This is a genomic window from Arthrobacter ipis, from assembly GCF_014694315.1.
GTDB classification, from domain to species: Bacteria; Actinomycetota; Actinomycetes; order Actinomycetales; family Micrococcaceae; genus Arthrobacter; species Arthrobacter ipis.
This window is the reverse complement of the sequence record NZ_JAAOXD010000001.1, coordinates 949323-976082: the sequence shown is the minus strand read 5'-3', so window position 1 is coordinate 976082 and position 26760 is coordinate 949323. Positions and strand designations below refer to the sequence as shown.

Sequence of the window (26760 nt, the reverse complement as noted above, 5' to 3'; positions counted from 1 at the left end):
ACTCGGCTGGAAAACCCCCGCACAAGCCCTCCAGCAAATTCTGGAAGAATCAGCAGCATAGGACGCGTGTTGCAACGACCACTGGAATCCGCCAGGGGATACTGGGCGATAAGTGACCCCGCGTTGCTGTACTGGGAGCCGGTGGTTGCGCCCACACCGCCAGGGTTCCCTGGCCGAGCTTGCGAGGTTAGGGTGCGGTGGGGATTATCCGAAGCGGCCGGAGACGTAGTCCTCGGTGGCCTTCTGGCTCGGGTTGTTGAAGATGGTGCTGGTTTCGGCGAACTCGATGAGCTTGCCCGGCTTGCCGGTGCCGGCAATGTTGAAGAACGCCGTCTTGTCCGAGACACGGGCCGCCTGCTGCATGTTGTGGGTCACGATCACCACGGTGTACTGGTCCTTGAGCTCGTTGATAAGGTCCTCGACGGCCAGGGTTGAGATCGGGTCCAGGGCGGAACACGGCTCGTCCATGAGGATCACCTGCGGCTCCACGGCAATGGCGCGGGCGATGCAGAGGCGCTGCTGCTGGCCGCCGGACAGCCCCGAACCCGGCTTCTCCAGGCGGTCCTTGACCTCGTTCCAGAGGTTGGCGCCGCGGAGCGAGCGCTCCACCAGGGCATCGGCCTCGCCCTTGGAGATCTTCTGGTTGTTCAGTTTCACGCCAGCCAGGACGTTGTCCCGGATGGACATGGTGGGGAACGGGTTAGGCCGCTGGAACACCATGCCAATCTGGGAGCGCACCGTCACCGGGTCAACACCCGGGCCGTACAGGTTGTCGCCGTCGAGCAGCACCTCACCTTCGACGCGGGCACCGGGCAGCACCTCGTGCATGCGGTTGAGCGTGCGCAGGAAGGTGGACTTGCCGCAGCCCGAGGGACCGATGAAAGCCGTGACGGACTTGGCCTCGATGTTGATGCTGACGTCTTCGACGGCCAGGAAATTGCCGTAGTACACGTTCAGGTCTTTGACGTCGATGCGCTTGGACATGATGTTCCTTAACTTGCTGGTATGGAATGAAGTCTAGATCCCGGCCGCACTAGCCGACATAGGATTCGGTATTGGCGGTCCGGTCTAGCGGCGGCCTGTCTTCGGCGCGAAGACCCGGGCAATCAGGCGGGCGCCGAGGTTGAGCAGCATCACCAGGATGATGAGGACCAGGGCCGCACCCCATGCCCGTTGCGACGACGGATCGGGGTTGGACGGGGAGGTGGGGTTCAGGATCTGCGTGTAGATGAACGTGGGCAGGGACGCCATCCACCCGCCGAACACGTTGTTGTTGATGCTCGTCGCGAACCCAGCGGTCACCAGGATGGGGGCGGTCTCGCCGATAACCCGGGCAATCGCCAAGGTGACGCCGGACGCAATGCCGGAGATCGCCGTCGGAATGACCACTTTGAGGATGGTCCGCCACTTGCGGACGCCCAGGGCGTAGGCGGCCTCGCGGAGTTCGTTGGGCACGATCTTCAGCATTTCCTCACTGGAGCGGACCACCACCGGGATCATCAGCACGGACAGCGCGACGGCGGCGACGGCGCCGGTCTTGGTGCCGGGACCCACCACCGCGAAGAAGAACGCCGCTGCGAAGAGGCCGGCCACGATCGACGGGATGCCGGTCATGACGTCCACAAAGAACGTGATGGCGCGGGGCAGCGGCCGGTCGTTGCCATACTCGACGAGGTAGATGGCCGTCAGCAGGCCCACCGGAACGGAGATGACAGTGGCCAGAAGGGTGATCTGCAGGGTGCCGATGAGGGCGTGGTAGATGCCGCCGACGACCGGCCCGGTGCCTTCTGCCGCCCGGTTGTCGTAAACGCCGGTGACGCCGTTCATCGAGGTCCCCAGGAAAGCGGGGTTGAGCAGGCCCGGGATGCCGTTGACCATGACCGTCCAGATGACGGAGATCAGCGGGAGCAGCGCAACAAGAAAGGCGCCCACCACGAGGCAGGTGGCCAGCTTGTCCTTGGCCTTGCGGGAGCCCTCGACGGCGGCGCTCCAGCCGACGAGTCCTGCGGCGAACAGGATGGCGGAGACCACTCCCCAGCCGAAGGCGTTGAAGCCGATCAGGGCAAGGATGGCAGCACCGAGGACCAGTGCGACGCCCAGGACAACGTAAGGGGCGTACTTGGGCAGCTGGCCCTTGGTCAGGGCTGACCGCTTGCGGACCGGGGTCAGGGTGGAGGTCATTTAGTTGGCTCCCGAGAATTCTTTGTGCCGGCTGATGATCCACCGGGCGATCATGTTGACGGCGAGGGTGATCACGAACAGGACCAGGCCCGCGGCGATCAGGGTGCTCACCTTGAGGCCGCTGGCCTCGGGGAAGTTCAGGGCGATCTCGGCGGCGATGGTCTGGTTGCCGGACTGGATCAGGCTGGCGGTGAGTGCGCCCGAGGACAGCACGAGCGCCACGGCCATGGTTTCGCCCAGGGCGCGGCCGAGCCCCAGCATCACGGCGCTGATAATGCCCGGTCGGGCGAAGGGCAGCACCGACATCTTGATCATTTCCCAGCGTGTGGCGCCCAGTGCGAGGGCTGCTTCCTCGTGCAGCTTGGGGGTCTGGAGGAAGATCTCGCGGGACAGCGACGTGATGATGGGGATGACCATGACGGACAGCACGATGCCGGCGGTCAGGATGGTTTTGCCGGTGGCGGAGGCAGGTCCCTGGAAGATGGGCAGCCAGCCCATGTTCGTGGCGAGCCAGCCGTACGCCGGCGAAATCTGGGGGGCCAGGAAGGCCGCGCCCCAGGCGCCGTAGACCACAGAGGGGATCGCGGCCAGCAGGTCAATGACGTAGCCGAGGCCGGACGCGAGGCCCCGAGGGGCGAAGTGCGAGATGAAGAGGGCCACCCCGATGGACACCGGCGTGGCGATGGCCAGGGCGATGATGGCTGCAATGAGGGTGCCGACGACGATCGGCCAGATGTAGGCGAAGAAGCCTTCGCCACCCTGGATATCCGCGGCGGGCGCGGTGAAGGCGGGAATCGCCTGGATGACAAGGAAGAGCGCCACGCCGAAAAGAACGGCAAGGATCAGGCAGCCTGCCGCCAGGGCCGCTCCGGAGAAGACTTTGTCCCCGGCGCGGCCGGCGCCTCGGGAACTGGTCAGGGAGGTGGTGGTCATACCCGGCCCTTCGGTGTTGGTGGTGCAGAAATGTGGATCGTGCTGAAACCGCGCTTTACACGGCTAAGTTCCCCGCCCTGCCTTGCGGCTGGGCGGGGAACCTCGGCGAACAGGTAAGTCGTTACGACTTGACCTTGATGGTTTCAATGGCCTTGACAGCCTTCTCGGCCAGGGCGGCGGAGATCGGAGCCGACTTGGCGGACTCCGCGGCAGCCTTCTGGCCCTCTTCGGACACTACGTAGGTCTCGAAAGCCTTGACCAGGTCCACGGTTTCCTGCTTGTCGTAGGTGGAGCAGACGATGTGGTAGGAAACCAGGACTACGGGGTAAGCGCCGGCCTCGGTGGTGGTGCGGTCGAGCTTGATGGCGCCGCTGGTGTCCGCGCGGCCTTCAACAGGCTTGCCGGCGTCGACGGCCTTGGAAGCAGCTTCCGGGGAGATCTTGACGAACTCGGAACCGACCTTGATCTGGGCGATGCCCAGCTTGCCGCCAACGGCGGAGTCGTCGGCGTAGGCCACGGCGCCCGGGGTGTCGGTGACGGTCTTGACGACGCCGGACGTGCCCTTGGCGTTCTCGCCCTTGAGGGATGCAGGCCAGATGCCGTCGGCCTTGTCCTTCCAGACATCGGGAGCCGCAGCGGAGAGGTACTCGGTGAAGTTCTTGGTGGTGCCGGAGTCGTCAGAGCGGCTCACCGGGGTGACGGCGAGGTCGGGAAGCTTGGCGTCCGGGTTCAGTGCTGCGATGGCGGGGTCGTTCCACTTGGCGATCTCGCCGCGGAAGATCTTGGCCGCGGTGGGGGCATCCAGCTTCAGCTCGGTGATGTCCGGCAGGTTGAAGGCAATGGCGATCGGCGAGATGTAGACGGGGATCTCGATGGCACCCTCGGGGCCGCACACCTTCTTGGCCGCGGCCAGTTCCTCGTCCTTCAGGTAGGCGTCGGAACCGGCGAACTGCGCCGAACCGTCGACGATGGCCTTGCGCCCGGCGCCGGAGCCGTCCGGGGAGTACTGCACGGTGGCGCCCTGGTTCGCGGAGGCGAAGTTGGTCTTCCACACATCCATGGCCGCGCCCTGCGCGGAGGAGCCGATGCCGGTCAGGGTGCCGGTGACCTTGGTGCCGGCGGCGGAGGCGCTGCCTGCCGGGGCGGTGTTCGTGGCGTTGTCTGAACCACAGGCGGTGAGCGCGAGTGCGCCAGCGGCGATAACAGCGATTGCCGCGTGGCGGCCGAAGCGGAGTGCCTTCACTGGGTGTACCCCTTCCAGGGTTTCTGATGCGGTGCGGACCGGAGACGTCCGTACGTGAGATTCGTACTTTTTGTACCTTCAATGAAGTTATGGGCCGCAGGTAACAAGTTTTGGGGCTGGAGGTGAACGCAGGGTTAACGACGGCGGGCCATTGGCTTACAGATGCTGGGTTGCCATTGCGTTAGCTGTGCCACAGCCGTAGTGGATCCGCCACACCGCTAACAGGCTTAACATCGGCCCCACGTGGCACGATGGGCGTCATGGAAACTTCAGGTCCGCTGGACGCACGGCAGTTGGGCGAGGGGCCGCCATCGGATTCCGACGTGGATCTGTACCGCAGGCTGAGTTCGGACATCACCGCTGGCGTCGGCGTGATTTCCACCCGGCTGCGGAACAGGGACTACGCCGCCACGGTCAGCGGCTTCCTCTCGGTGTCCTACGACCCGCCCACCATGCTGGTCAGCCTGTACGCGGAATCCCGCATTGGTGAAGCGGTGGAGGAATCGGGTACTTGGGCACTCAGCGTGCTGTCCGGCAAGCACCAGGGCACGGCGACGTGGCTGGCGAGTCCGGGGACGCCGCTGCACGGACTGCTGGCGCAGGTGCCTTACCGGCGCGGGCCGGCCACGGGATCAGCGATCATTGACGGCTGCCTCGCCTATTTTGAGTTGCGCACCGTTTCGGTCCATTCTGCTGCCACCCACCTGCTTGTGGTGGGCGAGGTGGTGGCGATGGGTAGTGGGGCGGAACCGTCCGAGGCTCCGGACCCGCTGGTGCATTTTGGCTCGGAGTTCCGCCGGTTGGCACCGTAATACCCGCCGGCACGGCAATATTCGCACAGCAAAAGGGTGCGTTCGGCCGGGAATCCGGACGGAACGCACCCTTTTGCTGTCTAATAACACCCCGCTTAGGGAACCGCTACCGCAGCCGTCCGGGCGACAGACCGAAGGCGGGCAAGCAGCGTCGCGGCGAGGAACGCCGTCGTAATTTCCAGGACGACGACGGCCAGGAGGCCTTCAGCGTCCGATCCAAACGAACCCGCTCCAGTCGCCGCTGCCGCTCCGCCATGCGAATGGCCCAGCGCACCGCTCCCGGGAAGGGCAGGCGCCCCCAGCAACAGGACGGCATGCAGGGCAGTCATGGCCAGGGCGCACCCCATCACCTGGCGCAGGGCACTCTCCCCGCCGCCGCCCCACAGGTGCACGGCACACGGCAGGCAAACCGCGACCATCGCGAGCATCATGACGTTCAGCCACGGGCCGTGGTGGTTTCCGGCCACAAGCCACACGTGCACCACGCAGGACGCAGTGGTCACGGCCGAAACCGTTCGGGAGTGCAGCTGCAGTGCGGTCACGGCGTGAACCTAGCCGTGGCAGTGGGAGCCGGACTGGCTGGAGTTGGCGGGGACGTCCAGGACGGGGCTGCGGTCGAAGAAGCCCTCGGGGCGGAGCCTGAACCCGACGGTGTCCACCGGCATGATGGGCCAGTCTTCCACGCGCGGGAAGTGGGTCAGGCCGAACGTGTGCCACACGACGATGTCCTGGCCGTCGATGTCGCGGTCCTGGGCGATGTAGGAGGGCAGGCCCGCGCCGCCGGAGTGCTGGTTGACGAAGTCGCCGGTCGGGTAGCGCTCGTCCTCGGCGTAGCGGGTGACCCACAGGTCCTTGGTGGCAAAGGCGGCCCGCCGGGCAATGGAGGATTCAGGGTCGGCCATCAGCGTGGGCTGGTTGTGGGAGTGGAGCTTGTAGCCCACCGGCTCGCCCAGGCGGTTGCGAGATTCCGGGTTGGAGATGATCCAGCTACGCCCGCTGCGGGCGTCAGCTTCGCGGACAGCCTCGGACTCGCGGGTCAGCACGGTGCGCTTCCGGGTGAACGCGTTGCCGCGCTCGTTACCCGGGCCCATAGCCTGGCGGACCACGTCCTCTTCCTCCACCCGGTTGGTGAAGCCGTCGATGGCCATGTCCAGGCGGGCGCTGAAGATGTGCTGGTGGAACGGCGCACCGAGGCCCGGTGCCAGCTGGGAGATGTTGTCCGAGCCGCCTTCCGGGAATGCCGATGTGAAGACGATGCCGGTGGCCTTGGCTTCGAATTCGATGGTGCCGTCGAGGTAGAGGTACCAGTAGAAGCCGTAGTCGTAGTTACCGATGGTGGTGAAGAAGGAGATCACCATGCGGCGGTTCCGGCGGGTGTAGTTGATGCCGGACCAGAGGTCGCTGTGCTTGGCCAGGATGCCCCAGTCCTCCTCGTGCATGCAGATGCCGTTGCGAATTTCGCGGGGGCTGCCGAAGGCGTCGCTGATGACCGGGCTCAGGTAGGTGATGTCGCCGAGGCAGTCGCAGCCCAGCTCGAGGGAGTTGGCGAACTGGCCAACGAGATACTCCCCCGTGTCGAAGTAGTTCTGCCAGGATCTGATCGGGGACGGGTCGCCGTACGGGACCACCATCTCGGCGATCGACGCGCGGTTGATGATGGGCCGGACCCGGTCCCCGTCCCGGAAGCCGATGTTGTGCAGCACCACGCCCTCGCGGACGTCGAATCCAACGTCCAGGCTCCATTTCTCCCACTCGATATGGTTGCCGCCGGTCACCGTGAAACTGGGACCTTCGGGCTGGGTGATGCTGATGGGCTTCTGGGTGGTGCGTAGCGGGCCCGTGAGCTCGGGATCGGTGTAGTTGCCGTGCTCTGCCGGGAGGGGGAATACGCCGGTGTCGATCACCTGGGTGACTACCTTGCTGACCACGTCCACGTAGGCCACCAGCCCGTCAACCGGGTGGGCCCACGCGCTGTCCTCCGGAAACTCCTGCACGAAGGCAAGCCCGCGCAGGATCCGGCGGCCCTTCTCCTCCGCGTACTCGAAGACGCCGGCGGACAGCGGGGCGACGCGCACCTTGCTGACGTCCAGGTTCCGTACTGCCAAGGCCTTCAGCCACCGCTCATCGGTGGCCAGGAGCTGCTCCACCACCTCGAACTCCTCTTCGAGGACCGGCAGTTCGCCGGTGGCAGCGGTGTCGAGTTCGACGGCGGAGATCACCTTGCCGCTGGTGACCGAGATGGTGACGTCCTGGGGTCGGCCGCCCGAAACATCGTGGATGAAGACCCGGAAACGGCGATCCACCTCCGTTCCGGTTCCGGTTCCGGTTCCGGTTCCGGTTCCGCGGGCAGGGTCAAGGAGGCCCAGGTAGGCGATGCGCTTCTCCGGACCAAGGAGACCCCCAGCGCGGAGAATGCCCTGCACCTCGCTGATTTCCGCGGCTGAGGCAAGGCGGAACGGGCTGGCTGTTTCTGTGATGGAGAGCGTCATAGCGGCCTTTGTCCATGACCCTGGCGGGTCGGATGTTTTATTTTCTATAGTTGTAGAGAATAAGCGAACGTAAGATGGCTCACAAGAGTCTGGGCGAAAATATTTACCGGGGAGCGGCCGCGTGCCAAAGATTGTTGACCACGACGAGCGCCGTCTGGAACTGGTGGATGCGACCTGGCGGATCATCGCCCGGCTGGGCATTGAAAGCGCCACGATGCGGGAAATCGCCACCGAGGCGGGCTTCGCCAACGGGGCCCTCAAACCCTACTTCCCCACCAAGGACACGCTGCTGACCTTCGCCTTCGGCCACGTCTTCAACCGGACCAACGAACGGATCGCCGAAGTCACCGCGGGGCTTTCGGGGCTGGCGGCCCTGCGGGCCTTCTGCCTCGAAGTGCTCCCGCTCGATGAGGAACGGATCAACGAAGCCCGGATCGTCATCCCCTTCTGGCAGAAGGCCGTCAACGACCCCGGCAAGGCGCAGATCCACCGGGAATCGATGCAGCAGTGGCGGGATGCCATCCGGCGCTATCTCGCGGAGGCCCGGGACAGCGGCGACGTGAGTACCGCCGTCGACGACGACAGCCTGGCCGGCCAGCTGCTCAACATGCTGCTGGGCGCCCAGATCGCGGCCGCGCTGCTTCCGGAGGGCCAGACGGAGCTCGGCCTGGACGGGCAGCTCGAGGGATTCCTTGCCCTGCTGACCCGCTAGCCTTGGGACCTCACACATTGCAACCCGCCTGCAAGAACCCATCTACAACCAGGAGACGCCTGCAGTGACCATCCCGCACGAAATCGATACTCCGGAAATCATGATCGACGTCGACATCCTCGACCGGAACATTGAGCGGATGGCATCAGCCGTCCGGGCGCGGGGCATGAGCCTGCGCCCGCATGCCAAGACCCACAAGATTCCCGAAATCGCCGCCCGCCAGATCGCAGCCGGAGCATCGGGACTGACAGTGGCCACCATCGGCGAGGCTGAAGTGTTCGCGGCCGCAGGAGTGGACAACCTCTTCATCGCCTACCCCCTCTGGATTTCACCGCAGAAGGCCGAGCGGCTTCGGCGTCTGTCCCAATCTGCACAGATCGCCGTCGGCGTCGACTCGGTGGAGGGAGCAGCGGCGCTGGGATCCGGCCTCGGAAATGCCGCTGGGAGCATCAGCGCCCTCGTGGAAGTCGACAGCGGCCACCACCGGAGCGGCGTCCACCCGGAATCCGCCGCACGGGTCGCCGAAGCAGCAGCGCGCGCCGGGCTGAAAGTCGCGGGAGTGTTCACCTTCCCGGGACACAGCTACGCACCGGGCATGCCGGTCGAGGCGGCCAGCCAGGAGGAGCAGGCCCTGCACCAGGCGTCCGAGGTTCTGGCGGCAGCAGGATTCGACGTCATCTGCCGCAGCGGCGGCTCTACCCCGACCGCAATGCTGACCGGGAATTCGGCTGCCACCGAGGTGCGCCCTGGCGTCTACGTCTTTGGAGACGCCCAGCAGCTGGAGCTGGGGCGGTGCGCCGCGGAGGACATCGCACTGACAGTGGCGGCCACCGTGGTCAGCCACCACGCAGCCACCGCGGACGGACCGGCACGTTTCATCATCGACGCCGGCAGCAAGGTTCTCGGCAGCGACCGGCCCGCATGGGCAAGCGGATTTGGCCGGCTGATGGACCACCCCGGCGCCCGGATCACAGCACTGTCGGAGCACCACGCGACTGTCGAGTGGCCCGAGCGCGGAACCCTGCCGGCCATCGGCGACAGGTTGCGCGTCATCCCAAACCACGTATGCCTCGCGATGAACCTGGTGGACGACGTCGCAGTCGTCAGGGGTGGGCAACTCGTGGACCGCTGGGCCGTGGCAGCCCGGGGCAAGAACAAGTGAGGGGCTGACCGCTCCAGTCCTACAATCTTTTTTCGCCATGTGTTGAAAAAAGATGACAGGGCAGGATTTCGCCGCTAACCTGAAATGACTGTGTCCCAGGACACAGTGTTGGGGACCCGCTAACAGACAGCCAACCGGTGTCAGGAACGTTCATGCCAGCAACCACAACCCGCCCCGCGGACCAGACCCTCACCTCCAGCGTGGCCACCTCCTTTGACCACTGGAGGCACCTCGTAGCCCAGTCCTTCGTGCCGCTGGCCGCCGAAACGGCCCGGCCCGATCAGTTCCGCGGCCGCATGCGCTCCAGGGTGCTGGACCGCACGTGCATTGTGGAGGTGTCGGCTTCGGGCCACAGCGTCCACCGCACACCGGCGCTTCTGGCCCAGTGCGACCAGCGTTATTTCAAGCTCAACCTCCAGCTGGAGGGCACCGGGCTCCTCATCCAGGACAACCGCGAGGCCGTGCTCCGCCCCGGCGACCTCGCCATCTATGACACCAACCGCCCGTACACGCTGGCGTTCGAAGAGCAGGCCCGCGTGGTAGTGGTCATGTTCCCGCACGACTCCCTGTCGCTGCCGCCGGACTATGTGGGGCAGCTGTCAGCCGTCCGACTGGCCGGCGGGTCCAGTCTGGCGGGCATCGTGGGACCGTTCATCACGCAGCTCGCCGGCAATCTGGAGGCCCTCAGCGGGCCGAGCGGGTCCCGGCTCGCGGCCAACACCCTGGACCTCGTCTCCACCATGCTCCATTCGGAACTGGATCTGGCTGCGGACAGCATGAAGCCCCAGGCGGTGCTGGCGACCTCGGTCCGTGAATACATTGAGGCGAACCTCGCCGACCCGCAGCTTTCGCCGGCCAGCATTGCCGCAGCGCATTTCATTTCGACCCGCCACCTGCACAACGTCTTCCACGAGTCCGGCAGCACAGTTGCCAGCTGGATCCGCAGCCGCCGGCTGGAACGGGTCCGCCGGGACCTCAGGGATCCGCTGCACTCGGGCACCTCCGTGGGAGCCGTGGCAGCGCGGTGGGGCTTCCTGGACGCAGCCCACTTCAGCAGGACGTTCCGGGACGCCTTCGGCGAGTCCCCCAGCGACTGGCGGCGCGGCGCCTAGGCAGCCAGCGCCCAAATCAGCCGGCGCCTAAATAAGCCCTTGCGCGAGCATCGCGTCCGCCACTTTGACGAAGCCGCCGATGTTCGCGCCCAGCACGTAGTTGCCGGGGTCACCGTACTCGTCGGCGGTGGAGGCGCAGCGGTGGTGGATTCCCACCATGATGTCCGTCAGGCGCTGTTCCGTGTGGTCGAAGGACCAGGAGTCGCGGCTCGCGTTCTGCTGCATCTCCAGCGCCGATGTGGCCACGCCGCCTGCGTTGGCGGCCTTGCCGGGCCCAAACAGCACGCCCGCCTCCTGGAACACTGCCACGGCCTCCCGGGTGGAGGGCATGTTGGCGCCTTCACCGACGGCGAGCAGTCCGTTGCGGACCAGCCGGGCGGCAGCACCGCCGTCGAGCTCGTTCTGTGTGGCGCACGGCAGGGCAACGGTTGCATCGACGTCCCAGACGGAGCCGGTTTCCACATAGGAAACGCCGGAACGGCGCAGAGCGTAGTCCTTGAGGCGTCCGCGTTCCACTTCCTTGACCTGGCGGAGCAGCCCGACGTCGATCCCTGCCTCGTCCACGACATACCCGGAGGAGTCGGAGCAGGCCACCACGCTGGCGCCGAGCGCCTGGGCCTTCGCGATGGCGTTGATGGCCACGTTGCCGGAGCCGGAAACCACCACGCGCTGCCCGTCGAAGGATGAGCCCCGCGTCTTGAGCATCTCCTCGGTGAAGATCACCGTGCCGAAACCAGTGGCTTCGGGCCGGACCAGGGAACCTCCCCAGGAGATGCCCTTACCGGTCAGGACGCCTGATTCGTAGCGATTGGTGATGCGTTTGTACTGGCCAAAGAGGTAGCCGATTTCGCGGCCGCCCACGCCGATGTCGCCGGCCGGGACGTCGGTGTACTCGCCAATGTGGCGGTAGAGCTCGGTCATGAACGACTGGCAGAAGCGCATGACTTCGGCGTCGCTGCGGCCGCGGGGGTCAAAGTCGGAACCGCCTTTGCCGCCGCCGATGGGCATGCCGGTCAGCGCGTTCTTGAAGATCTGCTCGAAGCCGAGGAATTTCACGATCCCGAGGTAAACGGAGGGGTGGAACCGGAGCCCGCCCTTGTAGGGGCCGAGCGCGGAATTGAACTCCACGCGGAAGCCGCGGTTGATCTGCACCCGGCCGGAATCGTCGGTCCACGGCACCCGGAAGATGATCTGCCGTTCCGGCTCGCAGAGCCGTTCCAGGATGGCGGCTTCCAGGAACTCGGGGTGCCGGTCGTGGACGGGGCCAAGGCTTTCGAACACCTCGCTCACCGCCTGGTGGAACTCAGACTCACCGGGGTTCCGCGCAAGTACCGTATCCCTGACGGCTTCCAGCCGTGCATCCATGAATCTGTCCTTAATTCCGCGAGCAACGGCCAAAAGGATATTTCCAGCCGCCTATGGTTGACCTTTCAACCTTACCGATTAAGACCGCGGCTTGGTAGGCGAGCGTCTTAAAATCGCTTATTCTCCGTATTGTGACAGAAAAATTCCACACACTGAAAACAACATTCACAGCGCCGTGGACCGGGAAGGGCTTCTGATGGCGTACGTCTGCCTGCTCCTCTCCGGAGCCGCACTGTTGATCAACGGTCTGGCCGTCCTGGATCAGGTCCCGCGCCGGGATGCTGCCGTCTTCAGCCTGCTCATCGGGACCGCCCAGCTGATCCTGGGCGTTGCGCATCTGACTGTCACCCCCGGAGGCGGGACGCAGTCCCTCCTGGGGGCCGCCGGGATGTTCCTGTTCGGGCTGACCTACGTCTACGTCGGCCTGGACTTCCTGCTGGGGCTCGGGTCAGGGGGCCTCGGCTGGTTCTGCGGGATGGTGGTCGCCTGCGGCATCCTGCTAACCGCGGCCTGGTCCGGGGAGGATCCGCTGCTTGCCGTCCTGTGGCTCTGCTGGACCTACCTGTGGCTGCTCTTCTTCCTTAACATGGCGTTGGGATTCGAGGGGGTGGCACCACTGATCGGCTGGTCGCTAGTGCTCACCAGCCAGGCCTCTGCCACGGTGCCGGCGCTCCTCGGGATCGCCGGGCAGTGGCCGGAAGGCATCGCGGCGGCTGCGGCCGCAGGGGGCGGCCTTGCCGCACTTCTGCTGCTGGCGGGCGGCCTCGCGAGGCGAGGCCGCCGCAGCGGAACGGGAGCTGCCGCCGTCGAACGCCCGTTACCCCGCGAGCTCCGGCTCTAGGGTCCCCGCCCTCTTCTCCACTACGATTTCCGCCAGCACTCCGGCCACGAACATCACAGGTACGGCAACCAGCAGCCCGAGGGCTGTTTCGGCGCTCCCGCCGATGAGGGAGGTGAAGTTGCTGACCACCAGGTAGAGGACCCATGCCAGCAGCAGCGATGCGAGCGCCGGTGCGATGAGGGTCTGCCAGAGTTGCCCCGGCACCCGTTCGCGCCGGAAGAATGCGACGACGGCCAGCGAGCAGAGCATGTACAGCACCAGCAGCGCCGCAACGGCCAGCCCGCTGAACCACGAAAAGAGCGTCAGGACCGGGTCCATTCCCAGCACCGCGAACGGTGCCACGAGCAGCACAGCGACGCTCGTCTGGACCCAGGCTGCGTTTGCAGGGGCGCGGTGCCTGTTGGTCCGCGCCAGGACAGCGGGCAGCGAAGCGCGCAGGGCCAGCGAGTGGAGGTAGCGGTTGATGCCGTTGTGGAAGGCGATGATGCCTGCCAGGAGGGACGTCACCAGGAGGATTCCGGCGGTCACACCGGCCCAGGGGCCGAACAGCTCAACCAGCGGGCCAATGACGAACGAGGTCGCGTCCCCTGACTCCAGGGCGGCACCGGCGGCGTCGATGACGTGCGAGGGCCCGTAGAAGCTCACGAGCATCCAGGTGATGAAGGCGAAAAACACGGCGATGATGCCCACGGAGAGGTACGTTGCCCGGGCCACCGTCCGGTGGGGATCCTTGGCCTCGGCGGAGTAGATGGCGGTTGATTCGAAGCCGAACATGGACGCCACGGCGAACATGATGGCCACTCCGGGGGCGCCGCTTGCGATCGCTTCCGGGGAAAATGAGGCTGCCATGTCGAGGCCTTCAGGGCCTCCGCCCCTCAGCAGGACGGTGAGACCGAACAGCAGCAGAATCGCCACTTCCAGGCCCACGAGGACAGCCAGGACGCGGGCGCCGAGTTCGATGTTCATCGACCCAAGCACCTGCACGCCTGCCATGGTGGCAACGGCCAGAAGCCACCAGGGAACGGTCACGCCGGTGGAACCCAGCAGGCCGGAGAAGGCCGCACCATAGAGGCCGTACATGGCGGCCTGAACCGTGCTGTACGCCAGCAATGCCAGCCAGGCAGCGCCTGTGCCGGTCTTTCTGCCAAAGGCGGCGGTGATGTAGGCGTAAAAGGCGCCGTTGGCCTGCACCTTCCGGCTCATGGCGACGAATCCGACGGCGAAGATGACAATGACGATGCCCACGACGAGGTACGCGCCCGGTGCCCCGGCGCCATTGCCGAGTGCAGCAGCCAGGGGCGCAGCGCCGACGATGCCGGTCAGCGGAGCCTGGGCTGAAAGAACGAAAAAGAGGATGCCCAGGACGCCGATGCTGCCCGCGCGGAGGGCGGTGGACTGCTCCTTGCGCGGATTTGCTTCTGCAGTCCGGGACTCGGAATTTGAAATACTCATTGGATCCTTCTTAACGGTCATGAGCGTTGGAGAAGGGTGCTGGCAATGGCCTCGCACCGCTGAATCCAGCTTGGCACTCCCGGTCGGATAGAGCTTGTCTGGCAGCGATCAGTTGTTGTGCCTCAGCGCACTGGCCGTGGCCGGCGCAGAACAAAAAGAGTCCGGATCCCCCGTTGCAGGGATCCGGACTCCACAAGCGAAAGGCAGGCTGCCCTTACACCAGGTGGGCGACGAGCCCCGAGCCAGCCGGCTGGAGCTGCTCGGACTTGAGCGGAGCCGGCTGGCGGGCCGGCAGCAGCGGCGCAAAGAAGGCCCCGAGCTCCGCCGTAGCCGTCAGCGGCAGCACGTTCGCCACGTACTGGTCCGGGCGGACCACCACCACGACGCCGCCGCGGTCAAGGCCGCGCAGTTCGAAGATGTCGGCCTTCGGGTCGGTGCCGTAGACCTTCTCGAGGTTGGTGAGCTTGAACGGCCCGACCTCCGGCTTGAAAACGGACGGGACTGCATTGATGTCAATGCCCCTGTGGTCCCGCTGGTAGATGACCTTCACGTCGAACCAGGCATCGGCGTCGGCGCCTTCCGGCGTGGCCGCGAGGGGGGACTCCGGCGAGTTCTCCAGCCACTGCGCGAAGTCGGTGGTCGGCGACGGCGCACCGGCCTCGGCGGGGTCGGCGAACACGTAGATACGCCAGCGCCCGTCTGCTGCCGCCTGGTGGCCCAGCTGCAGCGGGTTGGTGTCGCACACCCGCTGCACGGGAGCAGATTTGAAGCGCTTGCCTGTCGGGAAGCCCGTGGCCAGCCCGGCGTGCTTCGCCTCGGCGACGATCATCGACGGCGCGTATTCGGTCATGAAGCCCGCCGGGAATTCCGCGGTGCGCACGTAGAAGTCCTCGAGTTCCGAGGGGTCATCGAACTCCTCGGGCTTCTTGGCCATGAGGGTGGACCATTCCTTGTCGAAGTCGATGAGGTTCTTGGCGACCACCTGGCGCTCCGCGGAGTACGTGGCAAGCAGCGACTCCGGGCTGCGGCCCTCGAGCACGTGGCCGAGCTTCCAGCCGATGTTGAAGCCGTCCTGCATGGACACGTTCATGCCCTGGCCAGCCTTGGCACTGTGCGTGTGGCAGGCGTCGCCGGTGATGAACACGCGCGGCGTGCGGGTGTCGCGCTCGGCGGGCAGGACGTCGTCGAACCTGTCGGTGAGGCGGTGGCCCACCTCGTACACGCTGTGCCAGGCGACGTTGCGGACATCGAGAGTGTAGGGCTGCAGGATCTGGTTCGCGTGGGCGATGATCTGCTCGATGGTGGTCTTGCGAATGGCACCGTTGTCGTTCTCCGGCACGACGCCAAGGTCGACGTACATGCGGAAGAGGTGGCCGCCCTCGCGCGGAATCAGCAGGATGCTGCCGCCGTCGTGGGACTGGATGGCGCACTTGGTGCGGATGTCCGGGAAGTCGGTGGACGCTAGGACATCCATGACGCCCCAGGCGTGGTTGGCCTGGTCCCCGGCGAGCGTGCAGCCGATCGATTCACGGACCTTGCTGCGGGCGCCGTCAGCACCGACCACATACTTGGCGCGCACTACGCGTTCCTGGCCTGCCAGCTCGCCCGTGGTGTGGAGCAGGGTCACGGTGACGGGGTACTCCCCCGCATCCTCGACGTGGAGGTTGCTGAACTCGTAACCATAGTCTGGGGTCATCCGGGTCGGGGAATAGGCCATGACCCGGGCGAAGTAATCCAGGACGCGGGCCTGGTTGACGATGAGGTGCGGGAATTCGCTGATGCCCATTTCGTCGTCGACCGCGCGGGCGGCACGGACGATGTGCTGCGGGTTCTCGGGGCTCGGCTTCCAGAACGCCATCTCGGTGATCCGGTAGGCCTCTGCGGTGATCTCCTCGGCAAAGCCGAAGGCCTGGAATGTCTCGACGCTGCGGGCCTGGATGCCGTCGGCCTGGCCGATCGCCAGGCGTCCGCCGCGGCGCTCCACGATCCGCGTGGTGATGTCCGGGAACTGGGAGAGCTGGGCCGCTGCGAGCATGCCCGCAGGGCCGGAGCCCACGATGAGCACGTCGACCTCGTCGGGCAGCTCTTCGGGGCGGTTGATGCCGACGCCGGCGGCCGGCTGGATGCGCGGGTCACCGGAAACGTAACCGTGGTGGTGGAACTGCACGGGCTTTCCTCACTTCACTGTGTGGCTGGCTTTCGCCAAATCATGTGTTCTATATCCGAACAGATGGTTCGATAATAGAAATTGTGGTTATGCTTCAGTACTGTACGTCACATATGACCCGGGTTACAAGCAGCTTCCCCTTTCCCGGGATTTGGGGGTTGACGAACCCGCGCGAACGGTTCAGTATGTTTCGTATACGATTTCGTACCTGATGAGGAGAACGCTTTGGAGCAGGTCAGCGAGGACACCCTGGCAGCAGCACGCAAGGTGATCGCGGTGCACATCAACTACCCCAGCCGCGCAGCCCAGCGCGGCCGCACTCCGGCGCAGCCTTCCTACTTCCTGAAGCCGTCGTCGTCGCTGTCCCTGACCGGCAACGCCGTCGAACGCCCGGCCGGCTGCGAGCTCCTCGGCTATGAGGGCGAGATCGCCATCATCATCGGCAAGGCGGCCCGGCACGTCGACGTCGAAGACGCGTGGAGCCACGTCGCCGCGGTCACGGCCAGCAACGACCTCGGCGTGTACGACCTCCGCTATGCGGACAAGGGCTCCAACCTCCGCTCCAAGGGCGGCGACGGCTTCACCCCGGTGGGCCCGGCACTGATTCCCGCAGACGCCGTCGACCCCGCCAAACTGCGCATCCGCACCTGGCACAACGGCGAACTCGTCCAGGACGACACCACCGAGGACCTGCTCTTCCCGTTCGCCCGGCTCGTGGCCGACCTCTCCCAGCTGCTCACCCTTGAGGAGGGCGACATCATCCTCACCGGTACCCCCGCCGGCGCCTCCGTCGCCGTGCCCGGCGACGTGCTGGAGGTGGAAGTGAGTGCTGCCGACGGCGGGCTGAGCACCGGCCGCCTCACCACCACAGTTACGGAAGGGACGACGGCGTTCGCCGACTTTGGTGCCCTTCCCAAGGCCGATGACCTGCAGCGCGAAGAGGCGTACGGCTCACGGGAAGCGGCAGGTCTTCCCGCCGTGCCTTCAGAGGCAGGGGCTTCGGCTCTGAGCCCGGAGCTGAAAGCCAAGCTGGAGAGCGTCTGCACCGCCACCCTGTCCTCCCAGCTGCGCAAGCGCGGCCTGAACAACGTCAGCATCGACGGACTCACCGCCACCCGCCCGGACCGCAAGGTGGTTGGCCTGGCGCGGACCCTACGCTACGTGCCCAACCGCGAGGACCTCTTCAAGACGCACGGCGGCGGCTTCAACGCCCAGAAACGTGCCATCGATTCAGTGAACGAGGGCGAGATCCTGGTGATGGAGGCCCGCGGGGAGAAGGGCACCGGAACCATCGGCGACATCCTCGCCCTGCGCGCCCAGGTCCGCGGCGCCGCCGCCATCATCACCGACGGCGGGGTCCGCGACTTCTCCGCCGTGGCCGCCATGGAGCTGCCCACCTACTACTCCAACCCGCACCCCGCCGTGCTTGGCCGCCGCCACATCCCGTGGGACACGGACATCACCATCGCCTGCGGCGGCACAACTGTGCAGCCCGGCGACATCATCGTGGCTGACTCGGACGGCATCCTGGTGATCCCGCCGGCCATCGCCGAGGAAGTCGCCGACGACTCGATCGCCCAGGAACGCGAAGAGGTTTTCATCGCCGAAATGGTGGAGCAGGGCCACAGCGTGGACGGGCTCTACCCGCTCAATGCTGAATGGCGTGCCAAGTACGAGCAATGGGAAGCAGGCAAAGCCAATGACTGAAACGGCAACAGCACCCGTGAGCATCACTGAGGGCACCGCCGGCAGCAAGTCCGAGCAGGCCTACCAGGCCATCAAGGCACGGATCGTGGAAGGCACCTACACCCCCGGCTACCGGCTGGTCCTGGCCGCCATCGCCAAGGACCTCGGCTTCAGCGTGGTCCCGGTCCGGGAAGCGATCCGCCGGCTCGAAGCCGAAGGCCTGGTGAAATTCGAACGCAACGTCGGCGCCACCGTGGCAGGCATCGACCCCACCGAGTACCTCTACACGATGCAGACCCTGAGCATCGTCGAGGGTGCGGCCACCGCACTGTCCGCGCCGCTGGTCGGCGAGGCCGACATTGCCCGGGCCCGCGCCGTGAACGCCGAGATGCGCGATTGCCTGCAGCACTTCGACCCCGTCCGCTTCACCCGGCTCAACCAGGACTTCCACAGCGTCCTGTTCGAGCATTGCCCCAACCCGCACATCCTGGACCTGGTCCACCGCGGCTGGAACCGGCTGGCATCACTGCGGTCCTCAACGTTCCGCTTTGTTCCAGGCCGGGCCCACGAATCCGTAGACGAACACGAGGCCCTGCTCCGGCTCATTGAATCCGGTGCCGACGCCGACACCATCGAAAAAGCAGCACGACACCACCGCAGCGCCACCCTGGACGCCTACCTCTCCCAAACCAACACGGGGTCACTTAGCGCCCAATAACGGCCCCGAATTGGGCTGTAACTGACCCCGCGTTCCTCTAGACAGTAAGGAAAACCAACGATGACGACCCCTGTAGAAACAGCAGCAAAGCACTACGTTCCGGAGAACCTGCCCACCCACATCCAGCACTTCATCAACGGCGAGTTCGTTGATTCCGTAGGAGGCAAGACCTTCGACGTCCTGGACCCTGTCTCCAACCAGAACTACGCCACCGCCGCGGCAGGCCAGAAGGAAGACATCGACCTCGCCGTCGCCGCAGCCCGCGAAGCGTTCACCAGCGGCCCGTGGCCGAAGGTGAAGCCGCGGGAGCGCGCCCGCATCCTGAACAAGATCGCGGACGCCGTCGAGGCCCAGGAATCCCGCCTCGCCGAGCTGGAAACCTTCGACACGGGCCTGCCCATCACCCAGGCCAAGGGCCAGGCTCTGCGTGCGGCGGAGAACTTCCGCTTCTTCGCGGACCTGATCGTGGCCCAGTTCGACGACGCCATGAAGGTCCCGGGCTCGCAGATCAACTACGTGAACCGCAAGCCGATCGGCGTCGCCGGGCTCATCACACCGTGGAACACCCCGTTCATGCTGGAGTCCTGGAAGCTCGCCCCGGCCCTGGCCACCGGCAACACCGTGGTCCTCAAGCCGGCCGAATTCACCCCGCTGTCGGCCTCGCTCTGGGCCACCATCTTCAAGGAAGCCGGACTGCCTGACGGTGTCTTCAACCTGGTCAACGGACTGGGCGAGGAAGCCGGCGACGCCCTGGTCAAGCACCCGGACGTCCCGCTGATCTCCTTCACCGGCGAGACCACCACCGGCCAAACGATCTTCCGCAACGCCGCCGCCAACCTCAAGGGTCTCTCGATGGAGCTCGGCGGCAAGTCCCCCTGCGTCGTGTTCGCCGACGCCGACCTGGACGCCGCGATCGACTCCGCCCTGTTCGGTGTCTTCTCCCTCAACGGCGAACGCTGCACCGCCGGCTCCCGCATCCTGGTGGAACGCGCCATCTACGACGAGTTCTGCGAGAAGTACGCCGCCCGCGCCAAGAACATAGTGGTCGGCGATCCGCACGATCCCAAGACGCAGGTGGGCGCCCTGGTGCACCCGGAGCACTACGAGAAGGTGGCCTCCTACGTGGAGATCGGCAAGTCCGAAGGCCGGCTGCTGGCCGGCGGCGGACGCCCCGAAGGCCTGCCGGAGGGCAACTACATCGCCCCCACCGTCTTCGCCGACGTCTCCCCCGACGCCCGGATCTTCCAGGAGGAAATCTTCGGTCCCGTCGTCGCCATTACCCCGTTTGAGAACGACGACGAGGCCCTCGCCCTGGCCAACAACACCAAGTACGGCCTGGCGGCCTACATCTGGACCCAGAACCTGACCCGGGCCCACAACTTCTCGCAGAACGTGGAAGCAGGCATGGTGTGGCTGAACAGCCACAACGTCCGCGACCTGCGCACCCCGTTCGGCGGCGTCAAGGCCTCCGGCCTGGGCCACGAAGGCGGCTACCGCTCCATCGACTTCTACACCGACCAGCAGGCCGTGCACATCACGCTCGGCCCCGTCCACACCCCCAAATTCGGCGCCTAATCCGCCGTCGTACTTTCCCGAACCCCCTTTCAAAGAAGAGAGCACACCATGACCAACTTCGTTCCCACCCCGACCGTGCCGGCACCGGATATCGTCCGCTGCGCCTACATGGAGATCGTGGTTACTGACCTCGCCAAGTCGCGCGAGTTCTACGTCGGCGTCCTCGGCCTGCACGTCACCGAAGAGGACGAGAACACCATCTACCTCCGCTCCCTGGAGGAGTTCATCCACCACAACCTGGTGCTCCGCCAGGGACCCATCGCCGCCGTGGCCGCCTTCGCCTACCGGGTGAAGTCCCCCGCCGAGGTGGACGCCGCCGAGGCCTACTACAAGGAACTGGGCTGCCGCACCGAGCGCCGCAAGGAAGGCTTCACCAAGGGCATCGGCGACTCCGTCCGCGTCGAGGACCCGCTGGGCTTCCCCTACGAGTTCTTCTACGAGACCGAGCATGTGGAGCGCCTCACGCAGCGCTATGACCTCTACTCCGCCGGCGAACTGGTCCGCCTGGACCACTTCAACCAGGTCACCCCGGACGTTCCCCGCGGCCGCGCCTACCTGGAGGACCTCGGCTTCCGCGTCTCCGAGGACATCAAGGACTCCGACGGCGTCACCTACGCCGCGTGGATGCACCGCAAGCAGACCGTCCACGACACCGCCCTCACGGGCGGCAACGGCCCGCGCATGCACCACGTCGCGTTCGCCACGCACGAGAAGCACAACATCATCCAGATCTGCGACAAGATGGGCGCCCTGCGCATCAGCGACCGGATCGAGCGCGGCCCCGGCCGGCACGGCGTGTCCAACGCGTTCTACCTCTACATCCTGGACCCGGACGGCCACCGGATCGAGATCTACACCCAGGATTACTACACCGGCGACCCGGACAACCCCACCGTCACCTGGGATGTCCACGACAACCAGCGCCGCGACTGGTGGGGCAACCCCGTGGTTCCGTCCTGGTACACCGAGGCCTCCCTGGTCCTGGACCTGGACGGCAACCCGCAGCCGGTCATCGAGCGCACCGACGCCTCCGAAATGGCAGTCACGGTGGGGGCGGATGGTTTCTCCTACACGCGCAAGGACGACACTGCAGTTGAGGGCTTCAAGCTCGGAGCCCAGGTCTAACCGATGTTGGACGCGAAGACGATCGAGGCCATTGCGGACGAGCTGGTGGAAGCCGGCCGCACCCGCACCCCTGTGCCCCGCCTGACTGCCCGCTACCCGGACATGACGGTGGAGGACTCCTACGCGGTGCAGCAGCTGTGGCGGCGCCGCAACGAGGACGCCGGACGGACCCTGGTGGGGCGCAAGATCGGCCTCACGTCCAAGGCCATGCAGGCCGCCACCGGCATCACCGAACCGGACTACGGCGCCATCTTCGATGACATGGTGCTGGAAACCGGCTGCTCGGTGGACTGGGACCACTACACCCACCCGCGGGTGGAGGTGGAGCTGGCGTTCGTCCTGAAGGACGGGCTCAAGGGCCCCGGCTGCACCATCTTCGACGTCCTGAACGCCACCGACTACGTGGTTCCGGCTCTCGAAATCCTCGATTCGAGGATTGAGATGGAGGGCCGGACCATCGTGGATACCATCTCCGACAACGCCGCCATGGGCGCCATGGTGGTGGGCGGACGCCCGGTGAAGCCGGACGCCGTCGACCTCCGCTGGGTCTCCGCCATCCTCTACAAGAACCAGACCGTGGAGGAAACCGGCGTCGCCGCGGGCGTCCTGGACCACCCGGCCAACGGCGTGCACTGGCTGGCCAACAAGATCGCCGCGCACGGTGACTCGATGAAGGCCGGCGACATCATCCTGGCCGGCTCCTTCACCCGGCCGCTCTGGGTGTACAAGGGCGACACCGTCCACGCCGACTACGGACCCCTGGGGACTGTCACATGCCGCTTCGAGTAGAAGACACCTTCCGGTCCGCCCTCGCGAGTGCGAACCGGCCGCTGGCCGGGATGTGGGTGTGCTCCGGCAGCCCTCTGATCGCCGAACTCTGCGCGGGATCCGGCCTGGACTGGCTCCTGGTGGACGCCGAACACAGCCCGAACGGGCTCGAATCCATCCTGTCCCAGCTCCAGGCCATCCACGGCTACCCGGTCCACACCCTGGTCCGGCCGCCCGTGAACGACACCGTGGTGATCAAGCAGTACCTGGACCTCGGCGTGCAGAACCTGCTCGTGCCGATGGTCAACTCCGTGGCAGAAGCGGAGGCCGCGGTGGCCGCCACCCGCTACCCGCCCCACGGAGTCCGCGGGGTCGGTTCCGCGCTGGCCCGCGCGGCCCGCTGGAACCGCGTCCCGGACTATCTCGCCCGGGCCGCGGACACCGTCAGCGTCACCGTCCAGATCGAGTCGACGGCGGCGGTCGAGGCGGTGGAGGACATCCTGAAGGTCGACGGCGTGGACGCCATCTTCGTGGGACCCTCCGACCTTGCCGCTTCCATGGGGCTGCTGGGACAGCAGGAACACCCCGAGGTGCGTGCCGCCGTCGAGCACTGCCTCGCCGCCGCGAAAGCGGCCGGCAAGCCCGCGGGCGTCAACGCCTTTGCCCCCGCCACCGCCCGCGCCTACCTCGACGCCGGTGCCGCCTTCATCCTGGTGGGCGCCGACGTCGCCCTCCTGGCCCGCGGCTCGGAAGCACTCGCCGCCGAGTACGTCCAGAAGGCCGACGGCGGCACCCCGGCCAGCTACTGACACCTTAAGGACTTCTTCCATGACAGTTACTTCTGCACTGCCCCCTGCCGTTTCGCCGGAGCGGGAGACATCCCTGCTCGCCTCGGTTCCCACGGGCCTGCTCATTAACGGGCAGTGGCGGGACGCGTCCGACGGCGGCACGTTCGACGTGCACGACCCCGCCACCGGCGAGGTACTCGCCACCCTCGCCTCCGCCACCAGCGAGGACGCCCTCGCCGCCCTCGACGCAGCGGACGCGGTCCAGGCCTCCTGGGCCCGCACCGCACCCAGGGAACGCGCCGAGATCCTGCGCCGGGCCTTCGACCTGGTCACCGAACGCGCCGAGGACTTCGCCCTGCTGATGACCCTGGAAATGGGCAAGCCGCTCGCCGAAGCCCGCGGCGAAGTTACCTACGGCGCCGAATTTCTGCGCTGGTTCTCGGAAGAAACCGTCCGCGACTACGGCCGCTACCTCACCACCCCCGAGGGCAAAAACAAGATCCTTGTCCAGCACAAGCCCGTCGGCCCGTGCCTGCTCATCACCCCGTGGAACTTCCCGCTCGCGATGGCCACCCGCAAGGTCGCCCCCGCCATCGCGGCCGGCTGCACCATGGTCCTCAAACCCGCCAAGCTCACCCCGCTCACCGCGCAGCTGTTCGCGCAGACCATGCTCGACGCCGGCCTGCCCGCCGGCGTCCTCAATGTCGTCGCCTCCTCCTCGGCCTCCGGGATTTCCGGGCCGCTGCTGAAGGACTCCCGGCTGCGCAAGGTCTCCTTCACCGGTTCCACCCCCGTGGGCAAGCGCCTCATGGCCGACGCCGCCCAAAACGTCCTGCGCACCTCCATGGAACTCGGCGGAAACGCACCCTTCATCGTGTTCGAGGACGCCGACCTCGACAAGGCCGTCGAAGGGGCCATGGCCGCCAAGATGCGGAACATGGGCGAAGCCTGCACGGCCGCGAACCGGTTCCTCGTGCAGGAGTCCGTCGCCGCCGAGTTCACCACCAAGTTCGCCGCCGCCATGGGCGCCCTGGCCACCGGCCGCGGCACCGAACCGGAAACCCAGGTCGGTCCCCTCATCGACGCCGGCGCCCGCGACGACGTGCACGCTTTGGTGAGTGCCGCCGTCGACGCCGGAGCCACCGCCATCACCGGCGGCTCACCCGTCGACGGACCCGGCTACTTCTACCCGCCCACCGTGCTGGGCAACGTACCCAACGACGCCGGCATCCTCCGCCACGAAATCTTCGGACCCATCGCACCGGTCACCACCTTCACCACCGAGGAGGACGCGATCCGGCTGGCCAACGCCAGCGAATACGGCCTGGCCTCCTACCTCTACAGCCGCGACTTCAACCGCCTGCTGCGCGTGGCCGAACAGATCGAATTCGGCATGGTCAGTTTCAACGCCGGCGTCATTTCCAACGCAGCGGCACCCTTCGGCGGCGTCAAGCAGTCCGGACTCGGCCGCGAAGGCGGCTCAGAAGGCATCGCCGAATACACCACGACGCAGTACATCGGCATCGCCGACCCCTACGCCAACTGACACGGTGACGTGTCCACGCAGCAAGGAAAAACATTGAGTACTGTCCAGCACGGGCAGCGCAGCTCGGCAAGGGATAACCGCCGCGTAGCGTTTGCCACCATCATTGGAACCACCGTCGAGTGGTATGACTTCTTCATCTACGCCAACGCCGCGGGCCTGGTCTTCGCCAAACTGTTCTTCGAACCCGCCGGCAACGACATAGGCATCCTGATTTCCTTCGCCTCGGTGGGACTCAGCTTCCTGTTCCGTCCGCTGGGCGCCTTCCTGGCCGGACACTTCGGGGACCGGCTGGGCCGCCGCGCCATGCTCGTCATCACGCTGATCATGATGGGGGCGGCCACCACCCTCATCGGCGTGCTGCCGACCTTCGAGACGGCCGGCATTGCGGCACCCATCCTGCTGCTGCTCCTGCGAATCCTGCAGGGCATCTCGGCCGGCGGGGAGTGGGGCGGCGCCGTCCTGATGGCGGTGGAGCATGCACCCCGCGGCCAGCGGGGCCTCTTCGGTGCCTTCCCCCAGCTGGGCGTTCCCCTCGGCATGCTGCTGGCCTCCGGAGTCCTGGCCCTGATGTCCGGCGTGATTTCCCCCGGTGCGGCCTTCGTGCAGTGGGGCTGGCGCATCCCGTTCCTGCTCAGCTTCGTCCTCATTGTGGTGGGCTTCATGGTCCGCCGCAGCGTGGAGGAAAGCCCGGTTTTCGAGGAGATCGCACAGAAGAAGCAGCAGACCCGCGTTCCGATCGTTGAACTCTTCAAGAAGCACTGGCTTCTGGTCATCATCGCGGCGCTGGTCTTTGCGGGCAACAACGCCGCGGGCTACATGACCACCGGCGGCTACATCCTCAGCTATGCCGCCAACCCCGCCGGACTGGCCATGGACCGCACCGAAGTGCTCCTCGCAGTGACCGGCTCCGCTGCCCTGTGGTTCTTGTTCACGCTGATCTCCGGCTACCTGGCGGACAGCATCGGCCGCAAGAAGACGTACCTCATCGGCTATGCCTGCCTCATCCTTACGGTGTTCCCGCTGTTCTGGCTGGTGAACACCGGAAACATCTGGTCCCTCTTCCTTGGCCTTGCGCTGTTCACGGTCGGGCTCGGCCTGACCTACGGCCCGCAGGCAGCCCTCTACAGCGAGCTGTTCCCCGCCTCCATCAGGTTTTCCGGTGTTGCGATCTCCTACGCGCTCGGTGCCATCATCGGCGGTGCCTTTGCTCCGATGATCGCCACCGCCCTGGTCCAGGCCACCGGAACCACGGCCTCGGTGTCCGTTTACCTGCTGATCGTGGCCCTCGTTTCAACGGCCGCGGTCCTGGTGATCCGGGAACGCAAGGGCATCGACCTCGGAATCAACAACCAGGCCGAGCAGGAGGTCGGCGCCACCATCTTCGACCGGCGACAGGCTTCGGCTGACGCCGACAAGGCGTCGGCGGGCGTCTAACCCTCAAGCACTCCAAGTCAAACACGTGCAGTACACATGTACCGGATTTCGACCCCTCTCATCCGTTGCTCCATGGATGCCCTTTTGGAGCGTGAAAAGGGCACCTACGGAGCAATCGATGGGAGTTACTGGAGGAGTAGTTACGTGCACAGTTCGCCCCAAGTCAAGGGTCCTGCACCCAAAGACAAGCCAGCGGCCCTGCGGACGGACAACACTTAGATATGCCCGCCTCGCCGACCGGCTGAGCGCACTTTCCTACTCGAAGTGGAGTACCTCTTGGAAACCTACGATGCCCTCCTCGCGTCCATCACCCACGGCTCCGGCGAAACCCGGACCATGCTTGACCCCGCCACTGGCGGCGTCGTGGGCGAGGCGCCGGTCCACACCGTTGAGGACCTCGAAACCGCCGTCGCCGCGGCCGCCGCCGCACAGCCGGCCTGGGCTGCACTCGGCCACGACGCAAGGTCCGCCGCGCTGCTCAGGGCCGCCGACGCCGTCGAACGCTCCGCCGAGGAACTCGCCCGGCTGCTCTCCCGCGAACAGGGCAAACCCCTCAACGGCCCCAACGCCCGCTTCGAAGTCGGCGCCTGCGCCGCCTGGCTCCGCAACACCGCCACCACCGAACTCACACCCGAAGTCATCGTCGACGAT

At 66.2% G+C, this 26760-nt stretch carries 23 protein-coding genes; 14 read left to right on the top strand and 9 right to left on the bottom strand.

Annotation, left to right across the window (positions count from 1 at the left end):
- Positions 1-204 precede the first annotated feature (204 nt).
- From pstB to pstS, 4 genes are all read right to left on the bottom strand, one after another.
- Complete coding sequence (pstB, locus tag G9E11_RS04670; protein ID WP_003799400.1) at positions 205-984, bottom strand: phosphate ABC transporter ATP-binding protein PstB; 780 nt, start codon at positions 982-984, stop codon at positions 205-207.
- An 84-nt stretch (positions 985-1068) separates the two neighbouring features.
- Positions 1069-2181, bottom strand: a complete 1113-nt coding sequence (gene pstA, locus G9E11_RS04665) for a phosphate ABC transporter permease PstA (RefSeq protein ID WP_190603281.1) — start codon at positions 2179-2181, stop codon at positions 1069-1071.
- On the bottom strand, positions 2182-3114 hold the full coding sequence (gene pstC, locus G9E11_RS04660) for a phosphate ABC transporter permease subunit PstC (RefSeq protein WP_190603280.1): 933 nt from the start codon (positions 3112-3114) through the stop codon (positions 2182-2184).
- Between the two features lie 121 nt (positions 3115-3235).
- Positions 3236-4357, bottom strand: a complete 1122-nt coding sequence (gene pstS / locus G9E11_RS04655; protein ID WP_190603278.1) for a phosphate ABC transporter substrate-binding protein PstS — start codon at positions 4355-4357, stop codon at positions 3236-3238.
- A 260-nt stretch (positions 4358-4617) separates the two neighbouring features.
- Here pstS and G9E11_RS04650 point away from each other — a divergent pair, with 260 nt between their 5' ends.
- The gene (locus tag G9E11_RS04650; RefSeq protein WP_190603276.1) at positions 4618-5169 is read left to right on the top strand and encodes a flavin reductase family protein; all 552 of its coding nucleotides are present in this window, start codon (positions 4618-4620) and stop codon (positions 5167-5169) included.
- Between the two features lie 95 nt (positions 5170-5264).
- Here G9E11_RS04650 and G9E11_RS04645 read toward each other — a convergent pair whose 3' ends face one another.
- Positions 5265-5711: a hypothetical protein gene (locus tag G9E11_RS04645; protein ID WP_190603274.1), complete on the bottom strand. Its 447-nt coding sequence runs from the start codon at positions 5709-5711 to the stop codon at positions 5265-5267.
- Positions 5712-5720: 9 nt separating this feature from the next.
- The gene (locus tag G9E11_RS04640; protein ID WP_190603272.1) at positions 5721-7658 is read right to left on the bottom strand and encodes a primary-amine oxidase; all 1938 of its coding nucleotides are present in this window, start codon (positions 7656-7658) and stop codon (positions 5721-5723) included.
- Between the two features lie 121 nt (positions 7659-7779).
- Here G9E11_RS04640 and G9E11_RS04635 point away from each other — a divergent pair, with 121 nt between their 5' ends.
- The 3 genes from G9E11_RS04635 (at position 7780) to G9E11_RS04625 (ending at position 10644) form a co-directional block, all read left to right on the top strand.
- On the top strand, positions 7780-8370 hold the full coding sequence (locus G9E11_RS04635) for a TetR/AcrR family transcriptional regulator (protein ID WP_190603271.1): 591 nt from the start codon (positions 7780-7782) through the stop codon (positions 8368-8370).
- Positions 8371-8470: 100 nt separating this feature from the next.
- Positions 8471-9532 carry a D-TA family PLP-dependent enzyme gene (locus tag G9E11_RS04630; protein WP_190603648.1) on the top strand — a complete coding sequence of 354 codons (1062 nt, stop codon included), beginning with the start codon at positions 8471-8473 and terminating at the stop codon, positions 9530-9532.
- A 152-nt stretch (positions 9533-9684) separates the two neighbouring features.
- Complete coding sequence (locus G9E11_RS04625) at positions 9685-10644, top strand: AraC-like ligand-binding domain-containing protein (RefSeq protein ID WP_190603269.1); 960 nt, start codon at positions 9685-9687, stop codon at positions 10642-10644.
- 27 nt (positions 10645-10671) lie between these two features.
- Here the strand turns inward: G9E11_RS04625 and gdhA are convergent, their stop codons facing one another.
- The gene (gene gdhA / locus G9E11_RS04620; protein ID WP_190603267.1) at positions 10672-12009 is read right to left on the bottom strand and encodes an NADP-specific glutamate dehydrogenase; all 1338 of its coding nucleotides are present in this window, start codon (positions 12007-12009) and stop codon (positions 10672-10674) included.
- A 196-nt stretch (positions 12010-12205) separates the two neighbouring features.
- On the opposite strand from gdhA, the gene G9E11_RS04615 reads away from it, so the two are divergent.
- Positions 12206-12850 (top strand): AmiS/UreI family transporter, encoded by a 645-nt coding sequence (locus G9E11_RS04615; RefSeq protein ID WP_190603265.1) that lies wholly within the window; start codon positions 12206-12208, stop codon positions 12848-12850.
- On the opposite strand, the gene G9E11_RS04610 is transcribed toward G9E11_RS04615, so the two are convergent.
- Positions 12827-14302: an APC family permease gene (locus G9E11_RS04610; RefSeq protein WP_190603263.1), complete on the bottom strand. Its 1476-nt coding sequence runs from the start codon at positions 14300-14302 to the stop codon at positions 12827-12829. The two genes, G9E11_RS04615 and G9E11_RS04610, sit on opposite strands and share 24 nt — an antisense overlap.
- Before the next feature lie 214 nt (positions 14303-14516).
- Positions 14517-16469, bottom strand: a complete 1953-nt coding sequence (locus tag G9E11_RS04605; protein ID WP_190603261.1) for an FAD-binding monooxygenase — start codon at positions 16467-16469, stop codon at positions 14517-14519.
- 225 nt (positions 16470-16694) lie between these two features.
- Between G9E11_RS04605 and G9E11_RS04600 the strand changes: the two genes are divergently transcribed.
- The 9 genes from G9E11_RS04600 to G9E11_RS20970 form a co-directional block, all read left to right on the top strand.
- Entirely contained in the window at positions 16695-18176 is a 1482-nt protein-coding gene (locus G9E11_RS04600; RefSeq protein WP_190603259.1) for a fumarylacetoacetate hydrolase family protein, read from the top strand.
- A complete protein-coding gene (locus G9E11_RS04595) occupies positions 18169-18873 on the top strand; it encodes a GntR family transcriptional regulator (RefSeq protein WP_190603257.1) in 705 nt (234 codons plus the stop codon). Before G9E11_RS04600 ends, G9E11_RS04595 begins: the two co-directional genes overlap by 8 nt.
- A gap of 60 nt (positions 18874-18933) precedes the next feature.
- Positions 18934-20448, top strand: coding sequence for a 5-carboxymethyl-2-hydroxymuconate semialdehyde dehydrogenase (hpaE, locus tag G9E11_RS04590; RefSeq protein ID WP_190603255.1), 1515 nt, complete (start codon positions 18934-18936; stop codon positions 20446-20448).
- Between the two features lie 48 nt (positions 20449-20496).
- Positions 20497-21573 (top strand): 3,4-dihydroxyphenylacetate 2,3-dioxygenase, encoded by a 1077-nt coding sequence (gene hpaD / locus G9E11_RS04585; protein WP_190603253.1) that lies wholly within the window; start codon positions 20497-20499, stop codon positions 21571-21573.
- Between the two features lie 3 nt (positions 21574-21576).
- A complete protein-coding gene (gene hpaH / locus G9E11_RS04580; protein WP_190603251.1) occupies positions 21577-22362 on the top strand; it encodes a 2-oxo-hept-4-ene-1,7-dioate hydratase in 786 nt (261 codons plus the stop codon).
- Positions 22347-23150, top strand: coding sequence for an HpcH/HpaI aldolase family protein (locus G9E11_RS04575; protein WP_190603248.1), 804 nt, complete (start codon positions 22347-22349; stop codon positions 23148-23150). Before hpaH ends, G9E11_RS04575 begins: the two co-directional genes overlap by 16 nt.
- Before the next feature lie 19 nt (positions 23151-23169).
- Entirely contained in the window at positions 23170-24675 is a 1506-nt protein-coding gene (locus tag G9E11_RS04570; protein ID WP_190603246.1) for an NAD-dependent succinate-semialdehyde dehydrogenase, read from the top strand.
- A gap of 33 nt (positions 24676-24708) precedes the next feature.
- Positions 24709-26109, top strand: coding sequence for an MFS transporter (locus G9E11_RS04565; protein ID WP_190603244.1), 1401 nt, complete (start codon positions 24709-24711; stop codon positions 26107-26109).
- A 276-nt stretch (positions 26110-26385) separates the two neighbouring features.
- Positions 26386-26760: aldehyde dehydrogenase family protein (locus G9E11_RS20970; protein WP_246468675.1), on the top strand; the 375-nt coding region annotated here is incomplete at its 3' end.